Annotated in this window: 13 protein-coding genes; 9 read left to right on the top strand and 4 right to left on the bottom strand. The window is 51.2% G+C overall.

What is annotated here, in order from left to right; translation table 11 throughout:
• Nucleotides 1-60: 60 nt before the first annotated feature.
• The 4 genes from BN1247_RS12950 to BN1247_RS17820 all read right to left on the bottom strand — a co-directional run bounded on the left by BN1247_RS12950 (nt 61) and on the right by BN1247_RS17820 (nt 3,793).
• The gene (locus BN1247_RS12950) at nt 61-381 is read right to left on the bottom strand and encodes a hypothetical protein (protein WP_054950768.1); all 321 of its coding nucleotides are present in this window, start codon (nt 379-381) and stop codon (nt 61-63) included.
• A gap of 175 nt (nt 382-556) precedes the next feature.
• Nucleotides 557-1,741 (bottom strand): benzoate/H(+) symporter BenE family transporter, encoded by a 1,185-nt coding sequence (locus BN1247_RS12945; RefSeq protein ID WP_074011164.1) that lies wholly within the window; start codon nt 1,739-1,741, stop codon nt 557-559.
• A 169-nt stretch (nt 1,742-1,910) separates the two neighbouring features.
• The gene (gene pdxR / locus BN1247_RS12940; protein ID WP_054950767.1) at nt 1,911-3,347 is read right to left on the bottom strand and encodes a MocR-like pyridoxine biosynthesis transcription factor PdxR; all 1,437 of its coding nucleotides are present in this window, start codon (nt 3,345-3,347) and stop codon (nt 1,911-1,913) included.
• A gap of 284 nt (nt 3,348-3,631) precedes the next feature.
• Nucleotides 3,632-3,793 (bottom strand): hypothetical protein, encoded by a 162-nt coding sequence (locus BN1247_RS17820; RefSeq protein WP_157360870.1) that lies wholly within the window; start codon nt 3,791-3,793, stop codon nt 3,632-3,634.
• 464 nt (nt 3,794-4,257) lie between these two features.
• On the opposite strand from BN1247_RS17820, the gene BN1247_RS12935 reads away from it, so the two are divergent.
• The 9 genes from BN1247_RS12935 to BN1247_RS12895 all read left to right on the top strand — a co-directional run bounded on the left by BN1247_RS12935 (nt 4,258) and on the right by BN1247_RS12895 (nt 16,502).
• Nucleotides 4,258-5,829, top strand: coding sequence for an FAD-dependent oxidoreductase (locus BN1247_RS12935; protein WP_054950766.1), 1,572 nt, complete (start codon nt 4,258-4,260; stop codon nt 5,827-5,829).
• Nucleotides 5,830-5,844: 15 nt separating this feature from the next.
• Nucleotides 5,845-7,719, top strand: a complete 1,875-nt coding sequence (locus BN1247_RS12930) for a hypothetical protein (RefSeq protein ID WP_054950765.1) — start codon at nt 5,845-5,847, stop codon at nt 7,717-7,719.
• Nucleotides 7,720-7,908: 189 nt separating this feature from the next.
• Nucleotides 7,909-8,289, top strand: coding sequence for an ABC transporter permease family protein (locus tag BN1247_RS12925; RefSeq protein ID WP_054950764.1), 381 nt, complete (start codon nt 7,909-7,911; stop codon nt 8,287-8,289).
• Nucleotides 8,290-8,549: 260 nt separating this feature from the next.
• Nucleotides 8,550-9,236, top strand: a complete 687-nt coding sequence (locus tag BN1247_RS12920) for an N-acetylmannosamine-6-phosphate 2-epimerase (RefSeq protein WP_054950763.1) — start codon at nt 8,550-8,552, stop codon at nt 9,234-9,236.
• A gap of 68 nt (nt 9,237-9,304) precedes the next feature.
• Complete coding sequence (locus BN1247_RS12915; RefSeq protein ID WP_054950762.1) at nt 9,305-10,204, top strand: ROK family protein; 900 nt, start codon at nt 9,305-9,307, stop codon at nt 10,202-10,204.
• 97 nt (nt 10,205-10,301) lie between these two features.
• Nucleotides 10,302-11,663 (top strand): extracellular solute-binding protein, encoded by a 1,362-nt coding sequence (locus BN1247_RS12910; RefSeq protein ID WP_054950761.1) that lies wholly within the window; start codon nt 10,302-10,304, stop codon nt 11,661-11,663.
• Between the two features lie 252 nt (nt 11,664-11,915).
• Nucleotides 11,916-13,286 (top strand): protein O-GlcNAcase, encoded by a 1,371-nt coding sequence (locus tag BN1247_RS12905; protein ID WP_054950760.1) that lies wholly within the window; start codon nt 11,916-11,918, stop codon nt 13,284-13,286.
• A gap of 34 nt (nt 13,287-13,320) precedes the next feature.
• Nucleotides 13,321-14,325, top strand: coding sequence for a zinc-dependent alcohol dehydrogenase (locus BN1247_RS12900; protein WP_054950759.1), 1,005 nt, complete (start codon nt 13,321-13,323; stop codon nt 14,323-14,325).
• A gap of 272 nt (nt 14,326-14,597) precedes the next feature.
• On the top strand, nt 14,598-16,502 hold the full coding sequence (locus tag BN1247_RS12895; RefSeq protein ID WP_054950758.1) for a ligand-binding sensor domain-containing protein: 1,905 nt from the start codon (nt 14,598-14,600) through the stop codon (nt 16,500-16,502).
• The last annotated feature ends 3 nt before the right edge of the window (nt 16,503-16,505 follow it).

Below are 16,505 nucleotides of genomic sequence, written 5' to 3'. Positions count from 1 at the left end.
ATGGGGCAATGGGTATGGTCGGGATTTCCGCGGTCATCTCCTGAATATAATGGCACTTACTTACGAAGTACGGTCGGCTTTATCAGAGCAGGTCGGGGAGGTGGTCCGTTCCTTTTGAATCGATTGTTCCTGTTGAGTCACTTGTTCCTCTTTAGATGAAACAATTGATTTGTAAAGCCAATCTGCACCTCTATAGACAAATAACCATAAAATTATTTGTGAAACGATGAGAATCGCCGTTGAATAAGGCACGTCGTTTATGATGAGTTTAACTGCGACTATACCAAACCCGATTGCAAGCATGATGGCGACAATAAAAGCTACTATACCGAGAACGAGGCGAAACGATTTACTTGTATCGCTAAATTGTGGTAGTTTCACAAGAATCCCTCCATCTACAACGGTCATCGTGTGACATATTGTAAAACGTTCCTTTCGAAAAGTAACCACCCATTCACTGTGATTTACTCCCCATCCAGTTTTAGAACAAGCGAGCTTTGACCGTTTAATACCTTTTTGTGTACAAAAGCGCCGTCTTTGGAAGAAATTTTTCTCCCTAGATGGCTTTATTTTGGCGCTTGGCTGGGTTGTCTTTACCAATGTCGCCTTCACCGAGTACTTTGGCAGCAATCCCGCCAACTAACAGTGACCACACGGCAGACGATATTCCGATAAAGGATACGTTAGAGATGGCAATCACGAAGGCAAACAATGTGGAATATTTGTATGTCGGCTCCGTGAATGCGGACTGTAAACTCCCTAACAACACGCCTATAAGGGAGAATCCGGTTATCAAAGTAATAAAAAAGGCAGGTAGACTTTCGATGAGCACAACGACTTTCCAGACAAAGAGGCCGAATAGAGTCACAACGACACTTGAAACGAGGGCTGCCCAATAGCGACTGTCCTTTGAACCTGCTTCTTCGCTACTACAAAGGGCAGTCATCATGCCTCCGATGTTGGCAGAATGTCCTCCGAATAGACCGGCCAGTGCTGTCCCTAAACCAGAAAAAGCAATCGCTTGATTGATCGGTGGATCAAATCCGTTTTTTTTCAACGCCGTTAGTGCGACCGCGAGGTCGTTACTCAAAATCAATACGGCGACTGGAATAGAAATGGAAAAGAAACCGTGTGCTGTAAAAGATGGCGTGACAAGATGTGGCCAGCTAAACGGTTCGCCTGAAATCTTCGGGAAATCGTATCCTAGGAGGAGGCCGAGAACGCCGAAAAGAAGCACACCGAGTAGTGGGGGGATTGATTTAGAGATTTTAGGAACAACGAAAAACCCTAGAATGGCTAACCCAGCGATCAGGGGGGACTCTTTAAAAGCGGGAACGATTTCTACGACAAAATTAAGAATAAGACCCGCCAACATCGCATCGATTAACGGTTTAGGGATGTGTGCCAACACTTTTTTAAATATGCCCGAGAAGCCGAGCAAAGCCATTAAGCCACCTGCCATCATAAAACTCCCGGCCAATTCCGGCAAAGTAAAGTCGGCGGCTGCCGTACTCAGAAAAGCGATTGCAGTGATCGAATGCGCACCCGCCATCGGTATTTTATATTTTATTGTGAAAATAATGCTCAAGCAGCCACCTATAACATAAACAATAAATAGCCATGAGATCAGTTCTGGCCGGCTTAATCCTACGAGATCGGCCGTATGAATGACTAAAATGGCGCCACCTGTGCAAGCGAGTAACGCAGATAATATTCCTGTAGCCACGCTTTGATTGTTCACTAGACGACTGTAAGCCCCCTTGTTTAAAAATTATCCATTACGACTATTATAAGGGGACCTCATCCATCGGTAACCATCCATTGCTTCCGCTTTTTACCCCATCCACTTACTTTTACAATCACCGTTCTTATCCACTATTCCTATCCACTTTAACGCTGTGAACGGAGGATTAACGGAGAACAGTCCGCAAGGATGCTGCGAATTTGGAAATACCCGGAACGATCTCCTCAGCTTTAGGCCTTGCGAAAGTGAAGCGCACATAACCGGAATCAGACCCGTAGACACTACCAGGCACATAAATGACTCCCTGTCGGATCGCTTCTTCGAAAAGCCTCTGATCGTTTATCGTCGGATTTATTTTACACCACATGTGCAATCCTCCAGAAGGGATTTGAAAACTGACTAAATGGGACAATTCTTTCTGCAGGGCTTCTACTAACAAATTTCGCTTATAAAACAACTGCGTGCGCAACCGATCCAAATGGGGATCGAAGTATGGAGACTGCAAAAATTGCGCAGCCACCTGTTGGGGCACGACGCTCAGTCCGAAGTCCATCTGTTGCCTCGCATCGGCCAGCCGTTCGACGACAGCATGCGGCGCGACCATCCAGCCGACGCGCAAGCCAGATGCCGCGATTTTGGAGAAGGAGCCAATATAGAGAACCGAGCCAATTGGGTCAATTGCTTTCAGCGGTGAGGGCGGGTTGCCATCGTAGGCAGTCAGGCTGAAGGGATCGTCCTCAACAATCGGGAGTCCCAGTTCGCTTGCAACATTTAGCAATTCAATGCGTCGTTCTGAATCGAGAAGGGCACCTGAAGGGTTTTGATAATTCGGGTTTATAAACACCATCTTGATCCGGTGTTTTTTGTACAGGGCACGGACATCTTCGGGCCGAATGCCTTTATGATCGACAGGAAGGCGGAACAAACGAAGACCGGCCGATTGAAACATAGGCAAGGAATAGCAATAGGAAGGATCTTCGATTGCCACCGCATCCCCTGGAGTCAGTAAACATTGCGTAATTAAATATAACGACTGCTGAGAGCCAGATGTGATGAGAATGGATGATTCTGTCGTATGAATACCGCGATATTGATTTAAATATGCGACGAGCACCTCGCGAAGTGGAGCAAATCCTTGCGGGTTGTCATATCCCAAATATTGTGTTAAATGGTTCTCGCTCATCACGAGATTTATTTCCTTCACCGGCGAGAGATCTGCTGACAGTTCACCGCTCGCAAAATCAATCAAACGACGATCTTTTTGCAGTGCTTCGCGGATCCGGCGCAAAAAGGGTAAGTTCGGTAAGAAATGTCCACCCTCTACATAGCGATGCCAGTTAGGGGTATGCTTCGGTGTCGCCCCCCATTTAAATTTGCTGACCCTGGTACCGCTTCCCATCCGACTTTCGATGATCCCAAGTGCACGAAGTTCCGCATAAGCAAGGATCACGGTGCTCCGATTGACGCCTAGTTGTTTCGCTAATTTTCGTTCGGAAGGCAGTAGGCTGCCGGGTGGAAACTCGCCGTATGAAATTCGTTGTTCGATGTCTTCAGCAATTTGTTGATAAAGTGGTTGGTTGCTATGGCGATCCGGTTTCCACATGATCAGCACCTCCTTGCTAGTGAGTAAAAGAGATAAATAACCGTTTATTCTTGCTATCATAACATTTAAATGGCAGCTTTTTCATCAAAAATAAATCGAATGTATCTCAATCCGTTGAACATGGATGGTCTTTTTGATTAATAATTGGTTGGTGTGAGCTATAGGGATCGAGCATTATTTCGCTAGTAGAACACCGTTTGCACGAAACGGTCTGTTTGGAGACAGAAGAGAAAGATGCGAATAAGCGGGGAAGAGGTGTTTCCGCCGACACCGGCATTTATGATTCACTTACCGCGGTCGTGCTGTAATAGCGTCACCCATTTAAGCGCGGGGTCGTAACTGTTACTTTTCCAATTGGCTCTTTCCGTGTTACTGTCCCCAAAAGCAACGAGCGGTTGTTCAACGGTGCGTGTCATCGATCCTTCACTCCAATTAAATGTCTCCATTAGGAGAAAATATCCTCCTTATATTCATATTATAGCAGATTATATTGACAGCAGAGAGATGTCAACTTACAATTAAGTCAAGGAGATTATACGAGCTTAAGCAAAAGGTCACATACGCGTTCATTGCGAAGAAAAATAGCGCAAGAAAGTTACGAAGTAGTCCATAACGAAGGGGAAAACGGGTTGAACCGTCAGAATATAGCGCTTCGAGTAATGGTCGAGCATTGTGGCGTTCCCGTAACTGATGCCATCCGCACGGCGACGTTAACGCCGGCGGAAACGCTTGTAAGGCAAGGAATCACAAGTTTGGGGGCTATAAGTGAAACTAATTACAAATCCCAGTTAACTTTAGGTTATTAGTAACTGTGGGACCCAGTAACTGCAAGACTTGGTAACTAGCCCCAGTACCCAAGTCCCAATAATTACAATCCTTAGTAACTACGTAAGTAAGGAGAGGAACGGCAATGCGAGAATACACGGCAGACGTAGTCATTATCGGAGGCAGCACGGGTGGCGTCGCGGCAGCTCTTGCAGCGGCCAGTAGGGGCATGAAAGTCATACTGACGGAAGAGACGGCGTGGATCGGCGGTCAGCTGACGAGTCAGGCGGTGCCGCCGGACGAACATCCGTGGATGGAGCAATTTGGCTGTACGCGTTCGTACCGCCGCTTTCGCCAACTCGTGCGGGCATATTACAAAAGCAATTTCCCGCTCCGCGCCAAGGCGTTAGCGGATGATCAGTTCAACCCGGGAAGCGCGATCGTTAGCAAGTTGTCGCACGAACCGCGTGCAGCGCTTGCGGTCATGTACCAAATGTTGGCACCCTACATTCACAACGGCAATTTGACCGTGTGGACACACCATACGCCTGTCGCCACGGAAGTTCAAGGAGATCGTATCTTATCGCTAACTGTTAAAGACTGCCACGGCGGAGAGCAAAACCAGTTGACGGCGCCGTACTTTTTAGATGCGACGGAAACGGGTGAACTGCTGCCGCTCGCCGGTGTCGAATACGTAACTGGCTCGGAGTCTCAAGCGCAAACAGGCGAGCCGCACGCCTTGCCCGACGAGGCGGATCCGCTCGACATGCAAGCGATCACGCACTGCTTTGCGGTCGATTTTGTGCCGGAAGAAGACCATACGATTGAAAAACCGGCGCAATACGACTTCTGGCGCACGTATCAGGCCGATTTTTGGCCCGATTTGCAGCTCAGTTGGTCTGGGGTGTACCCGGAGACGTTACAGCATCGGACGTATACGCTGTTTCCAGAGGGAGAGCACTTCTCGCTATGGACGTACCGCCGCGTCATCGACGAACGCCACTTTCTACCGGGGAGCGGGTTCCGCGATGTAACAATCGTCAACTGGCCTCAAAACGACTACTGGCTCGGGCCGGTGTTTGAAGTGGACGAAACGACAGCGAACCGTCATTTAGAGGGCGCGAAGCAGTTGAGTTTGTCACTCTTGTACTGGATGCAAACGGAGGCGCCGCGACACGATGGAGGATACGGTTATCGAGAGCTCCGGTTGCGCAAAGATGTCATGGGAACCGACGACGGATTGGCGATGGGGCCGTACATTCGCGAATCACGCCGCATTAAAGCGTGTTTTACCGTGCTAGAACAACACATTAGCGGCGAGGTGCGCGGCGAACGCGGGGCAGAAGTGTTTCACGATTCGGTAGGTGTCGGTAGTTACCGCATCGATTTACACCCGAGTACCGGTAACCGGCATTACATCGACTTCGCCAGCCACCCGTTCCAAATTCCGTTAGGGTCGCTCATCCCTGTGCGGATGAACAACTTGCTGCCCGCCTGTAAAAATATCGGTTCGACGCACATTACGAACGGTTGTTACCGCCTGCACCCCGTCGAGTGGAACATCGGCGAAGTGGCTGGTCATTTGGCAGCTTTCGCGTTAGCGAAAAAAAAGCGACCGCGGGAAGTGTACGAACAAAAGGCACTTCTGGAGGACTTTCAGCGCCAGCTAACAGCGAGTGGCATTGAATTGGCGTGGCCGAAATTACAGGCGCTATGAGAAAGGTGACAGATGATGAAGATAGTTGTTTTTTACGATGCACAATTGTCTGCGCACCCTGAGTATGTGTTAAATCGCTGGACGGTACCGGTTGAGATGAAGCCGTTAGCCGGTTTAGCCGCAGCAGGGGGCGATGCGTTACACGCCTATGACTACGTCGTCGTCCTCGGGGCGAACGGCCCTCAGTCGACAGAGCTGACGAACGAAATGAGCAGCGCGTTGTGGCATTACGTCGCTGCGGGGGGCACGTTGTACGGTGAGAATTTGGCCTGCCTCGATTACCCGACGTCGCGCTTGTTCGGGTTTCAGCAAGATTATCCGTCCGTTGTACGCACGTCGGAGAAGATGCGGGTCGCGGAAGGTTTGCTCGCTGAGCATGCGGGGGTGCTATTGGAATGGGACGGCTATTTTCAGAAGGGCTTTAACTTTTCCAGTGAGGTGTGGCTGACGTGTGGACATTTTTACGAGACGCACCGAGCCGTCCACCTAGGGGAGGAACGTGTCGGTACCCCGACCCTCGTGTCTCGCACATTGGGCGAAGGGCGTGCGGTTTACGCTGCTTTTTCCTTGTTAGGTAGCAAGGACATTATTCCTTACCGGCCGTATGCCCTGTGGGGTGGCGTATGGGCACAACTACGACAGAAAGTTGGTCTTCCGCTCAGCGAATGGGAGGCACCGCTGCGCTTAGCGTACCACACGCCGCAAGAGGCGCTTGCCGCAGTAGCCGACTGGTTCTTGCACTCCGGCATTTTGCCGCAACGCGACGGGTCGGAGGGCGTGTATGAAAACGTCCACTCCTTGACGCGGAGGATCCGCCGCGACCATCGTCCCGACTGTCACGCGCATACTGCACTCATGTGTTATTTGTACAGTAAGCACACGGGAGATACGACTTGGGAAGCGCGGGCACACAAACTACTGGAATATCTGTTTTGCGAAGGTTATCAAGATATGGATCCGCAGTCAGCGACGTACGGTTTTTGGAAGTGGTTTCGCTATCCGGGCAGTAAGCCGGGCAAAGTGTTTACCGACGACAATGCGTGGGTGTGCCTCGTCCTGCTCTACTTATATCGGCAAACCGGTCGCGAACAATACAAAAAACGCGGCTTACTAACTGCTCAAGCGCTCCTAGAGACACAGCACGCTAACGGGTTGCGCCCCGAGCAGTTCGACGGTGACGAGCTGCGGGCACACGGTCGCAAGTGGGCGCGCCAGCAACAGGTAAACATGAACCCGCACTTTCAAAGTATTACCCACGCCGCTTATTTACAAGCTTACATCGTGAGTGGTGACGACGCCTATTTGGATACGGCGTACCGCGGGACGATGTATTTGCTAGACCACACGGGCGAGCTGCAATTCATGTACAGTGAGACGTCAGGCTATACGCGCCTATTACTCGCGTTGGCGATTCTCGTTCGCTATCGTCCGGAAGCGAAACTGTATGACGCAATCGCTAGCGTCATCGTTTATTTACGGCAACACGCGCACCCGCTCGGGGCGATCGCTGAAGCAGACAACCCTGACCCGGAACGGTATGGAAAAGAGGATGCGGGCGTGTTCATTCATAACGGGGAAGGAATTGCTGACCTGTTGTACACGAACAACTTTTTGCTCATGAATTTGTGGGAGTTGTGGAAAGCGACGCAGGACGAAACGGTACACACCATGTACGAAAACGTTCGCGACTTCGTTTCTAAGGTACAACTCCAGAGCGATAATCCGCGCTTCAACGGCGGTTGGATGCGCGCCTTTGACTTAAATCGCGGGGAGTACTTCGGCAACAACGGCGACACGGGCTGGGGACCGTACTGTATGGAAAGTGGCTGGACGAATGCGCTGCTCGGCGTCGGGCTGTTAATGGAGCAGCTGGATATTAGTTTGTTTTGAAACTGGGCCACATATCAGTTATGACCGGAGGGGGCCCGAACCGGTCGACGGAGCCAATTTCACTGTTTATTAATGAGCAGGCGTTTGACAATTACAATTTTGGTTATGCCTCGGCGTCGGGAGTTGTGTGCTTCATCATAACACTCTTTTTGACCATACTGACATTACGCGTGATGAGGGGGAAAGAAAATGCCGAAGCTTAAATCTAAATGGGGCATAGGTAGTACTGTCGGCAATGTCATCTTAGGCATATGGACGGTACTCATTTTACTGCCGATCATTTGGACCTTGTTTAACGCGCTAAAATCATCGAGTGACATTTTGACGAAACCGTGGGCATTGCCGCTTCCCCCTAATTGGGATAACTTTGTGAATGTATGGAAACAGGCCGGCATCGGTACCGGCTTTAAAAATAGTGTCATCGTCACGTTCGTTTCGATCTTTACGATCGTCGGGCTGTCAGCGTTACCCGCTTACGTGTCAGGGAGGATTCGGTTTAAGTCACGCAACTCTTTTACTACTTCTTTAATTAGCGGGCTCATGTTTCCGACGTTTATCGCGATGGGGTAGCTGTTTATTTTAGTTGGTGTAAGCGTCGATTTTTAACTATGTCGGCATATGGAATGAGTACGTCGTGGCGCTCACTTGATCTTCCAGCGCCAGTTGACACGGAACGACTGCCGGTGCAGTAAAAGGCTAGAGTGAAGGACGACCTAGCATGTGAAACGATAGTACACATTAGATTGTTGGCAGGAGCATAGGAAAAGAAAAAGGGCAATAAGTATTCGCAAATGCTAGCATTCATTTGGGAGAAGAAAGAGGAGAATATAATGGGAACGATAATACCCCATCGCGGGTTGGTCGTGTCGTGTCAAGCGTTAGAGGACGAACCACTACACGGGTCACATCATATGGCTGCGATGGCGCGCGCTGCGAAAATGGGTGGCGCCGTTGCGATTCGCGCGAATGGCGAAGACGATATCTCCGCCATTAAAAAGGCGGTCAACCTACCGATCATCGGGATTAAGAAGAAAGACTATGCGAACTACGACATTTATATTACCCCGACAGTCGCCGATGCCGTTACCGTGCACGAAGCGGGTGCCGACATCGTCGCCATTGACGGGACGAAGCGTGCACGGCCGGACAAACAAACGCTCGCCGAAACGATCGCCGAGCTACATCGGCATGAGGTGACCGTCATGACCGATGTCTCTACGTTTGAAGAGGGTGTACACGCTGCGACCTGTGGCGCTGATTATGTGGCGACGACATTGTCCGGATACACACCCTACAGTCCACAACAACAAGAACCAGACTTAGCGCTCGTCAGTAAACTGGCGGAAGAACTAGCCGTTCCAGTTGTTGCGGAAGGACGCATCCGGTCACCACAACAAGCAGTGGCAGCATTAGATGCCGGTGCTCACTTTGTCGTCGTCGGGGGAGCAATTACCCGTCCACAAGAAATCACGGCAAGGTATGCGGATGCGATTAGAGGAATTAACGTCCCGGGGTAATGTCCTCTTTCTCTGAAGGAGGGGGATTACCGTGTAAACATTACATTAGAAGAAAGAGTGATGGAACAATGAACGTCATCGGTGTCGACTTAGGTGGGACAAAAATAAAGGTAGGGCTGCTAGATGGTGGCGGGACAATTCAGGCAACGGTTAGCGCCGCAACGCCGCGCGGTAGCGAAGCGATTTTGCAAACGGTGGCCGAATTAGTGCGCGCACTCCAAGCGAAAAGCGAAGGGAAAGCGATCGGTGCCGTCGGTGTTGGTACGGCGGGACGAGTCGACCCGATTAAAGGTAACATCGTCGCCGCTGGAGACACAATTCCGGGGTGGGCGGGCACGGAAGTAAAAAAGGTGTTAGAAGGGGATTTGTCGCTGCCGGTGTTCGTCACGAACGACGTGAACGCGGCCGCTTTAGGAGACGGTTGGTTAGGTGCGGGAAAAGCGCGCACGCAATATGCGTATATAACGATCGGTACTGGTTTAGGGGGCGCACTCGTCAATGGCGGGAAGGTCATACCCGGTATCACTGGTGGCGCGGGGGAATTTGGGCATACGATATTGTACCCAAATGGCATTCCGTGTGGCTGTGGACAGCGAGGCTGCGTCGAAAAGTACGTGTCGGGCACGGCGCTGAACCGTTTGGCGGCTGAGGTGGATCCGGCATGGGACAGTTATGAACTACTCGCGCAATATCGTCAGGGGAATGAGAAAGCGTTAGAAGTCGTCCGGCAGTTCGTCGCCGACTTAAGTGTCGTCTTAATTAATGTGCAAAACATGTTCGATCCGGAGATCGTTATTCTCGGCGGCGGCGTGATCGACTCATACGCAGAGTGGAAAGACCTTCTCGCGCAAACGTTATGTGAAGGGGCTAAAATAACGGTTCACGTCGCTGCGTCCCCGCTAGGAAACGAAGCTGGTATGATCGGTGCCGCTCGCCTAGCGCTCGACGGCATTGCCTCTTCTGACTAAACCGAACACCACGCCTTTCCCTGCCCTACTTTTCGTATAGGCCGTATATGGTGTATAATAAACTGGTATATGTCTAGTTTATAAGGCTGGGATACGAATGAACCAAAAGGTGAGTCGTAAAACGTTTCGCACCCGTTACGAGGGCATGATCGATACGTTGCGCTTAGAAATACAGTCAAACAAATATGCAGACGGGGACTTCCTCCCTTCGGAAAACGAGCTATCTAAGCAATTCCGCTTGAGTAAAAACTCGGTGCGCAAAGGGTTAGACGTGCTCGTTCAAGAAGGATTGATCGAAAAAAAACCACGCGTCGGCAATGTCGTCGTCAAGCAATCGGTCCAGGAGGTCGTGACGATTCGGTTCGGCTACTATCCGTCGCTATTAGAAGAAGCCGACCTCATGCACCTCATCGACCGTTTTCAAAAGTCGTACCCGTCGACTCGCGTGAAACCACTCGTTTTGCCTTACGACGACTATGAAAGAACAGTGCAACACTATTTTGCTCACGATCTCGTCGACGTCATTTCGATTAATTATCACGACTTTCTAGCGGTGAAAGAAACAGGTGGGTCGGCCCAATTTGCCCCTTTGCAGAAGCAGCCACACATTTACTCATTTTTAACCGATGTATTCACAGTGGATGAGAACCTGCTCGTGCAACCATTTGTATTTTCACCGCTCATACTTTGTTACAATAAAGACCACTTTACAGAGAAAGGACTAGCCGAGCCGGACAGTGGCTGGACGTGGCAACAGTTGCGCCGTGTCGCTTTGCAATTGAAGGGTGAGAACCGCTGCGGGTTTTACGCCCACTTACTGTCACCGAACCGTTGGCCCGTTTTTTTGTTGCAAAGTTTGCCGACGGACGGTAGCCCTTTCGTCGCCGACGAGCGCTTTATGCAGCGATTAAACGATGCACACCAGTTAGTGGCTGACAATAACCCGTTTGCATTGCTCTTGTCGGAAAGTGAAGCAGATACGATCGCGTTATTTCAGGATGAAAAAGCGTCGGTCATTATGACGACCTATTTCAATATTAACAAATTAAGGAACGCATCGTTCCGTTACGACATCTCGCCGCTACCATTTTTTGATGAGCCACGCACGTTGACGCTGGCGATTGGTTTAGCTGTGAACAAAGAGTCGCGCCATGCGGGGGCGTGTAAACTATTCGTGGATTATTTAACGTCGCTAGAGGCACAGATGCTTATCCGTCAGCGCACGCTCAGTATTCCCGCAGTCAAACAAGCGGCCGAGTGGAACGGCGCGACGGAAGTCCCCCATCCGTCGCGTTATCACATGTTTCGAGAAATTATCCCGACATTTCACTGGATTGATGAACTCGGGCTCAGTAGTAAACTGATCAGCCGCGACATGCACACGCTGTTGAAATTGCTCTGGTCGCATATGATTAGCGAAGAACAATTTATGCGCGAGTTTCTCTGGCTGACTGAGTAGTGGAGGTCGACCCGTTCTCGTCACAAACGTCCCGAGCTGCTTTGAAAAAAGTAGTGTGGGACGTTTATTTTTCACTCGCTACCTTCCTCCCTGGGCGATGTTCGAAAATCTGCCTCTTTTTCTTAATGAAAACGGATAACACAGTTGTTGACAAACAATCTTGTATCCTTTATCTTTAGTATAAACCAGATATGAACTACAAGTAACGTCTATATGATCGTTTTCTAAACACTTACAGGAAGGATGTAAACGATGTCGTTTACGTACAAAGGGATTATCGAAGGTTTTTACGGCGAACCGTGGACAATGGACGAACGGCTCGACATGATCCGCTTCATGGCTAAGCACAAATACAACACGTACGTCTATGCACCTAAAGATGACAGCTACCACCGCGAACTTTGGCGCGAACCGTATCCAGAGCAGGCGTTAGCCGAGTTAGTCCAATTGATCGACTCTTGCCGAGCACACGACGTTGACTTCGTGTTTTCCGTAAGCCCGGGACTAAGTATTGTTTATAGTGATGAAACAGATTTGAACCTGTTAGTACAGAAGTTCGGACTTCTAAGTGAACAAGGCGTGAACACATTTGGGTTGTTTCTAGATGATATCCCCTTCGAATTAGTACACGAACAAGACAAGGCTAACTATAAGTCACTAGCTGAAGCGCAGAGCGACTTAATCGCTAAAACGTATGCGCGACTGAAGGCGTTAGACGAGCGGAACCACCTCATCATTTGCCCGACATTGTATCACGGAGACGGCGACCACGCGTATGTGCGAGAACTCGGCGAGCGCGTCGCGCCAGAAATCGACATTTTTTGGACGGGAGTCGATGTGTGCGCGCGGGCGATTCGCGAAGATGAGGCGCAAGTGCTGACAAACATTTTTAAACGGCCACCGCTCTACTGGGATAACTTTCCCGTTAACGACGCCGCAATGACACACCTGTTGCACATTGGACCCTACATAAATCGTGACCCGCACTTACCCGCAGTGAGCCGCGGTATTATTCTCAATCCGATGAACCAAGCAGAGGCGTCAAAGATTCCGCTGGCGACGGCTGCTGACTACTTGAACGATCCGTGTGGTTACGATCCGCAGCTCTCCTATGTCAACGCGGTCGCGGAAATCGCGGGGGACGACGATTTCCTTCCCGTGTGGACGTTTTGTCAGCACTCGCTGTACTACAACTTGAAAGAGCAGCCGCATACGCCTCTCGGAACGTTAGTCGACGCCTACTTGCGGGAGCGCCGTGCCGCCGACGCAGATGCTCAAGAAACTAGTGCCCTCGGCGTCGGTACACAGGAAAACGGTGCTGCTGGCGGTGGCGATCACTACGTCCGCCTGTACGCGCACTTAAAAGGAATGGACTCGGCAGCGAAGCTCATTGTCACAGGGCGCTTGCAAAATGAGCGCTTGGCGCAAAACCTCAAGCCGTGGGCGGAGCAATTACAGCGCGTCAGTCAGTTTGGGCTCCAACTGCTCGACGCCGACCGCCGTGGGGAAAGCGTCGCGCCATTGGCCGCGCAAATGGAGGAACTGGCAGATACGACACACGAAGTAGCCGGCGATCACTTACAACGACTGTACGAGGCGATCGAGGGCGCGGCTGCTGAGTGACACATCTTGTCACATTAGAAAGGGGCGCTTATCGATGAAGTGCATCGCTAGACAAAGAGGGGAAGTCCTCGTAACTGACTTCCCCCGGCCGGAAACGGCGCCGAAAGATCACGTATTAGTAAAGACAACGTACTCCGCCATCAGCCCGGGGACGGAAATGATGATGATTGAGCAAAACAACCCGAATCCGTCACCGCTCGGTTATTGTGCCGCTGGGGAGGTTATTGAGGTAGGCGACGGAGTGACTCACGTACAGAAAGGCGACCGCGTGACTTGCTATGGTGCGCCGTACGTGTACCATGCGGAATATTTAGTCGTCCCGAAAAACCTCGCCGTCTCCGTCCCAGAGACCGTCGACCTGAAAGCGGCGGCGTTTAGCGGGATCGGCGCGATCGTCATTCACGGGTTGCGGCAAGCGAACATGCAATTCGGGGAGACGGCAGTCGTACTCGGGCTCGGTTTACTCGGGCAGCTGACGGCGCAAATCGCAGAAAATGCTGGTTACCGCGTCATTGCTTACGATTTACTCGCCAGTCGGCGCAAAATGATGCGTGAGACGTCGCGCCACGTCATCGTGTGCGATACGGAGGAGCAGTTAGAGGCGCATCTGGGCACCGAGACGGAGCAGGCGGGTGCGGATAGCGTCCTCATCTGTGCCAGTGCAGAAAATGCAGAGCTCATCGACACGAGCTTGGCGTGGCTTCGCGACCGTGGCCGCATCGTCATCGTCGGTGACCTACCGGTTACACTCGACCGTGAGCTCATGTTTCAAAAAGAGGCGGAACTTGCGATCTCGCGCGCCGGCGGTCCGGGGCGTTACGACCGACATTATGAAAAAGGCGGCGTCGACTATCCGATCGGCTACGTACGCTGGACCGAAGGGCGCAACATGCAAGAATACGTCCACCTGCTAGCGGAGAATAAGCTGCAAGTCGATCCACTTATCAGCCGTGTGCTGCATGTCGACGACGCCCGCAAAGCGTACGATTCGTTCCGCGAATCGCCGGAGACGACACTCGGGATCATCATCGAATATTAGGCGGCGACCGGTTAGTACGCTATGCATCCCTAAGTAGCACCTGACCGCTAACGAGCGAGCGCGTTGTAAGCGAACGTAGACGAGGGGGAGGTCAGCCCTTAAGGAGGTGATTGCACGAAGCGCGTCTGACGGAGGGTAACACAGTAAAGAAGATGAATCATAGATGTTATGTCGCTGGGGAAAAGGAGCTTTGATAGTAAAACATGATAAAACGTCTATTAACAGCAAGTCTAGTTGTTTTACTAGCATGTGCATTCGTTTGGACGCCTTCGGTGCTAGCGGTATCCGACGGCGAAAACGTCCGCGAGATCGGAACAGCGATACATAACGTATCGATTCCCGGTGCGGCCTACGGGAAAGGGCCGAACGGCGAGGAATGGATTTACGCCGTCTCGACCGGTTCCCCCGCAATTTTTAATGTGATCGACGCCAAAACGGGGGAGCGCGTGGACAGTTTCCCCTTAGAAGGAGCGAGCAGTTCCTGGGGTGTAACCGTTGACCCCGACGGGAACGTGTATATCGGTACTTACAGAAGTTCCCTATTGTTCCGTTACGTTCCCGGGGCCGATCACGTCGAGCTGATCGGGAAGCCAATCAAAGGGGAATCGTACATTTGGCGCCTCGCGTCGGACGATCAAGGGAGGATTTACGGCGGAACATACCCAGGAGGGAAAGTATTCCAATACGATCCGAAGACCGATACGTTTCGCGACTACGGCCAGATGGTAGAAGGGCAACAGTATGCGCGTAGCTTAGACGTATACAAAGATAAAGTGTACGTCGGCGTCGGCACGAAAGGCCCGAATCTCGTCGAACTCGACATTGAAACCGGTGAGAAGCGGGAAATTCCCTTACCGGAAAAATACGCCGACAGCGCTAATGTATACGGTGTAAACGTGGCAAAAGACAAACTGTTTGCTTGGGTGACAGGCGTCAACACCGTTCTCGTCTACGATTTAGAAACGATGGATCTCGTCGACGAAATTGAACACGTGGACGGACTAGACGTATCGTCAGCTGGTCCCAAAAACGAAGTGTACATGATCATTAACAAAGAGCTGCACGCCTATCATTTGAAAAAGAAGAGTCTGCGGGCAACCGGCTTTGACAATTTAATGACCGCACGGGACTTCGGGTGGGTGAAGCTAAAGCAGAAAGGTTTTCCTGGGAAAACGTTAGTCAGTATCACCTTCGACGGCAGCATTCGCATGTACAACCCGCAGTCGGGCAAGTATCAAACGATACAAGGGCAAGTAGAAGGTGAACCGGCGACGATCCAGTCGCTCGCACAAGGCCCGGACGGCAACATCTATGTCGGTGGTTACTTTTCCGGCGGCCTGTCCACGTACGACTACAAAGCGGACGCCATAACGGAATACAAAGGGATTGCCCAAATCGAAGGGATGACGACCTTCCGAGATAAGCTGTACATGGGTGTTTACACCGGTGCGCAACTGCATTCATACGATCCGCAGCAGCCGTACAACTACGGGGTCAACCCGGTGGAACATTTTCGGTTGCGAGACGAAGGACAAGACCGCCCGTTTGCGTTAGCACCTGCTGGCGAACAGTTAGCGATGGGGACAGTGCCCGACTACGGGAAGTTAGGCGGGACATTGTCGTTCTTTAATCCTGCAACTGAAGAATATTTCGTCCACCATGATGTCGTAAAGGAGCAAAGTATCACCGCACTCGCTTACAAGAACGGCCTCGTATACGGTGGAACGTCTGTTTACGGCGGACTCGGGACGACACCTTCACAAGAGGAAGGGAAGCTATTCGTCTGGGACGTCGCCAAAGGAAAGAAAGTATCCGAAGTCGTTCCCATCCCTGGAGAAAAAGCGATTACCGCCCTCACCTTCGACAACGACGGGAAGTTGTGGGGCATTACAGCGGGCTACTTATTCCAATACGATCCAGAAGCTGGGAAAGTTGTCCGTTACGAACAGCTGTATCCTTTTAAGTGGGAGCAAGTGGAGCACTACTGGCGCGGAGGATTCCTTGCGTTTGACGAAGATGGCTACTTGTACGGCAGTGCGTTAAACCACCTGTTCAAAGTAGATCCGAAGACGTGGGAAAGCGAAACGCTCGTAGACAATGCCGCCCTATTCGCGCAAGACGCGGCGGGTAACATTTACTTCTCTCGCGGCCACAAGCTTTATCAATATAAAAAGTAGGCA

The organism is Numidum massiliense (assembly GCF_001375555.1).
GTDB classification, from domain to species: Bacteria; Bacillota; Bacilli; order Thermoactinomycetales; family Novibacillaceae; genus Numidum; species Numidum massiliense.
Note: the sequence above shows the minus strand (reverse complement) of the source record. Positions and strands in the feature narration are given on the sequence as shown.

Bases quoted from the DNA above. Each gene is read 5' to 3' on its own strand.
- pdxR (WP_054950767.1), bottom strand. From the start codon at position 3,347: ATGTGGAAACCGGATCGCCATAGCAACCAACCACTTTATCAACAAATT.
- BN1247_RS17820 (WP_157360870.1), bottom strand. From the start codon at position 3,793: ATGGAGACATTTAATTGGAGTGAAGGATCGATGACACGCACCGTTGAA.
- BN1247_RS12935 (WP_054950766.1), top strand. From the start codon at position 4,258: ATGCGAGAATACACGGCAGACGTAGTCATTATCGGAGGCAGCACGGGT.
- BN1247_RS12930 (WP_054950765.1), top strand. From the start codon at position 5,845: ATGAAGATAGTTGTTTTTTACGATGCACAATTGTCTGCGCACCCTGAG.
- BN1247_RS12925 (WP_054950764.1), top strand. From the start codon at position 7,909: ATGCCGAAGCTTAAATCTAAATGGGGCATAGGTAGTACTGTCGGCAAT.
- BN1247_RS12920 (WP_054950763.1), top strand. From the start codon at position 8,550: ATGGGAACGATAATACCCCATCGCGGGTTGGTCGTGTCGTGTCAAGCG.
- BN1247_RS12915 (WP_054950762.1), top strand. From the start codon at position 9,305: ATGAACGTCATCGGTGTCGACTTAGGTGGGACAAAAATAAAGGTAGGG.
- BN1247_RS12910 (WP_054950761.1), top strand. From the start codon at position 10,302: ATGAACCAAAAGGTGAGTCGTAAAACGTTTCGCACCCGTTACGAGGGC.
- BN1247_RS12905 (WP_054950760.1), top strand. From the start codon at position 11,916: ATGTCGTTTACGTACAAAGGGATTATCGAAGGTTTTTACGGCGAACCG.
- BN1247_RS12900 (WP_054950759.1), top strand. From the start codon at position 13,321: ATGAAGTGCATCGCTAGACAAAGAGGGGAAGTCCTCGTAACTGACTTC.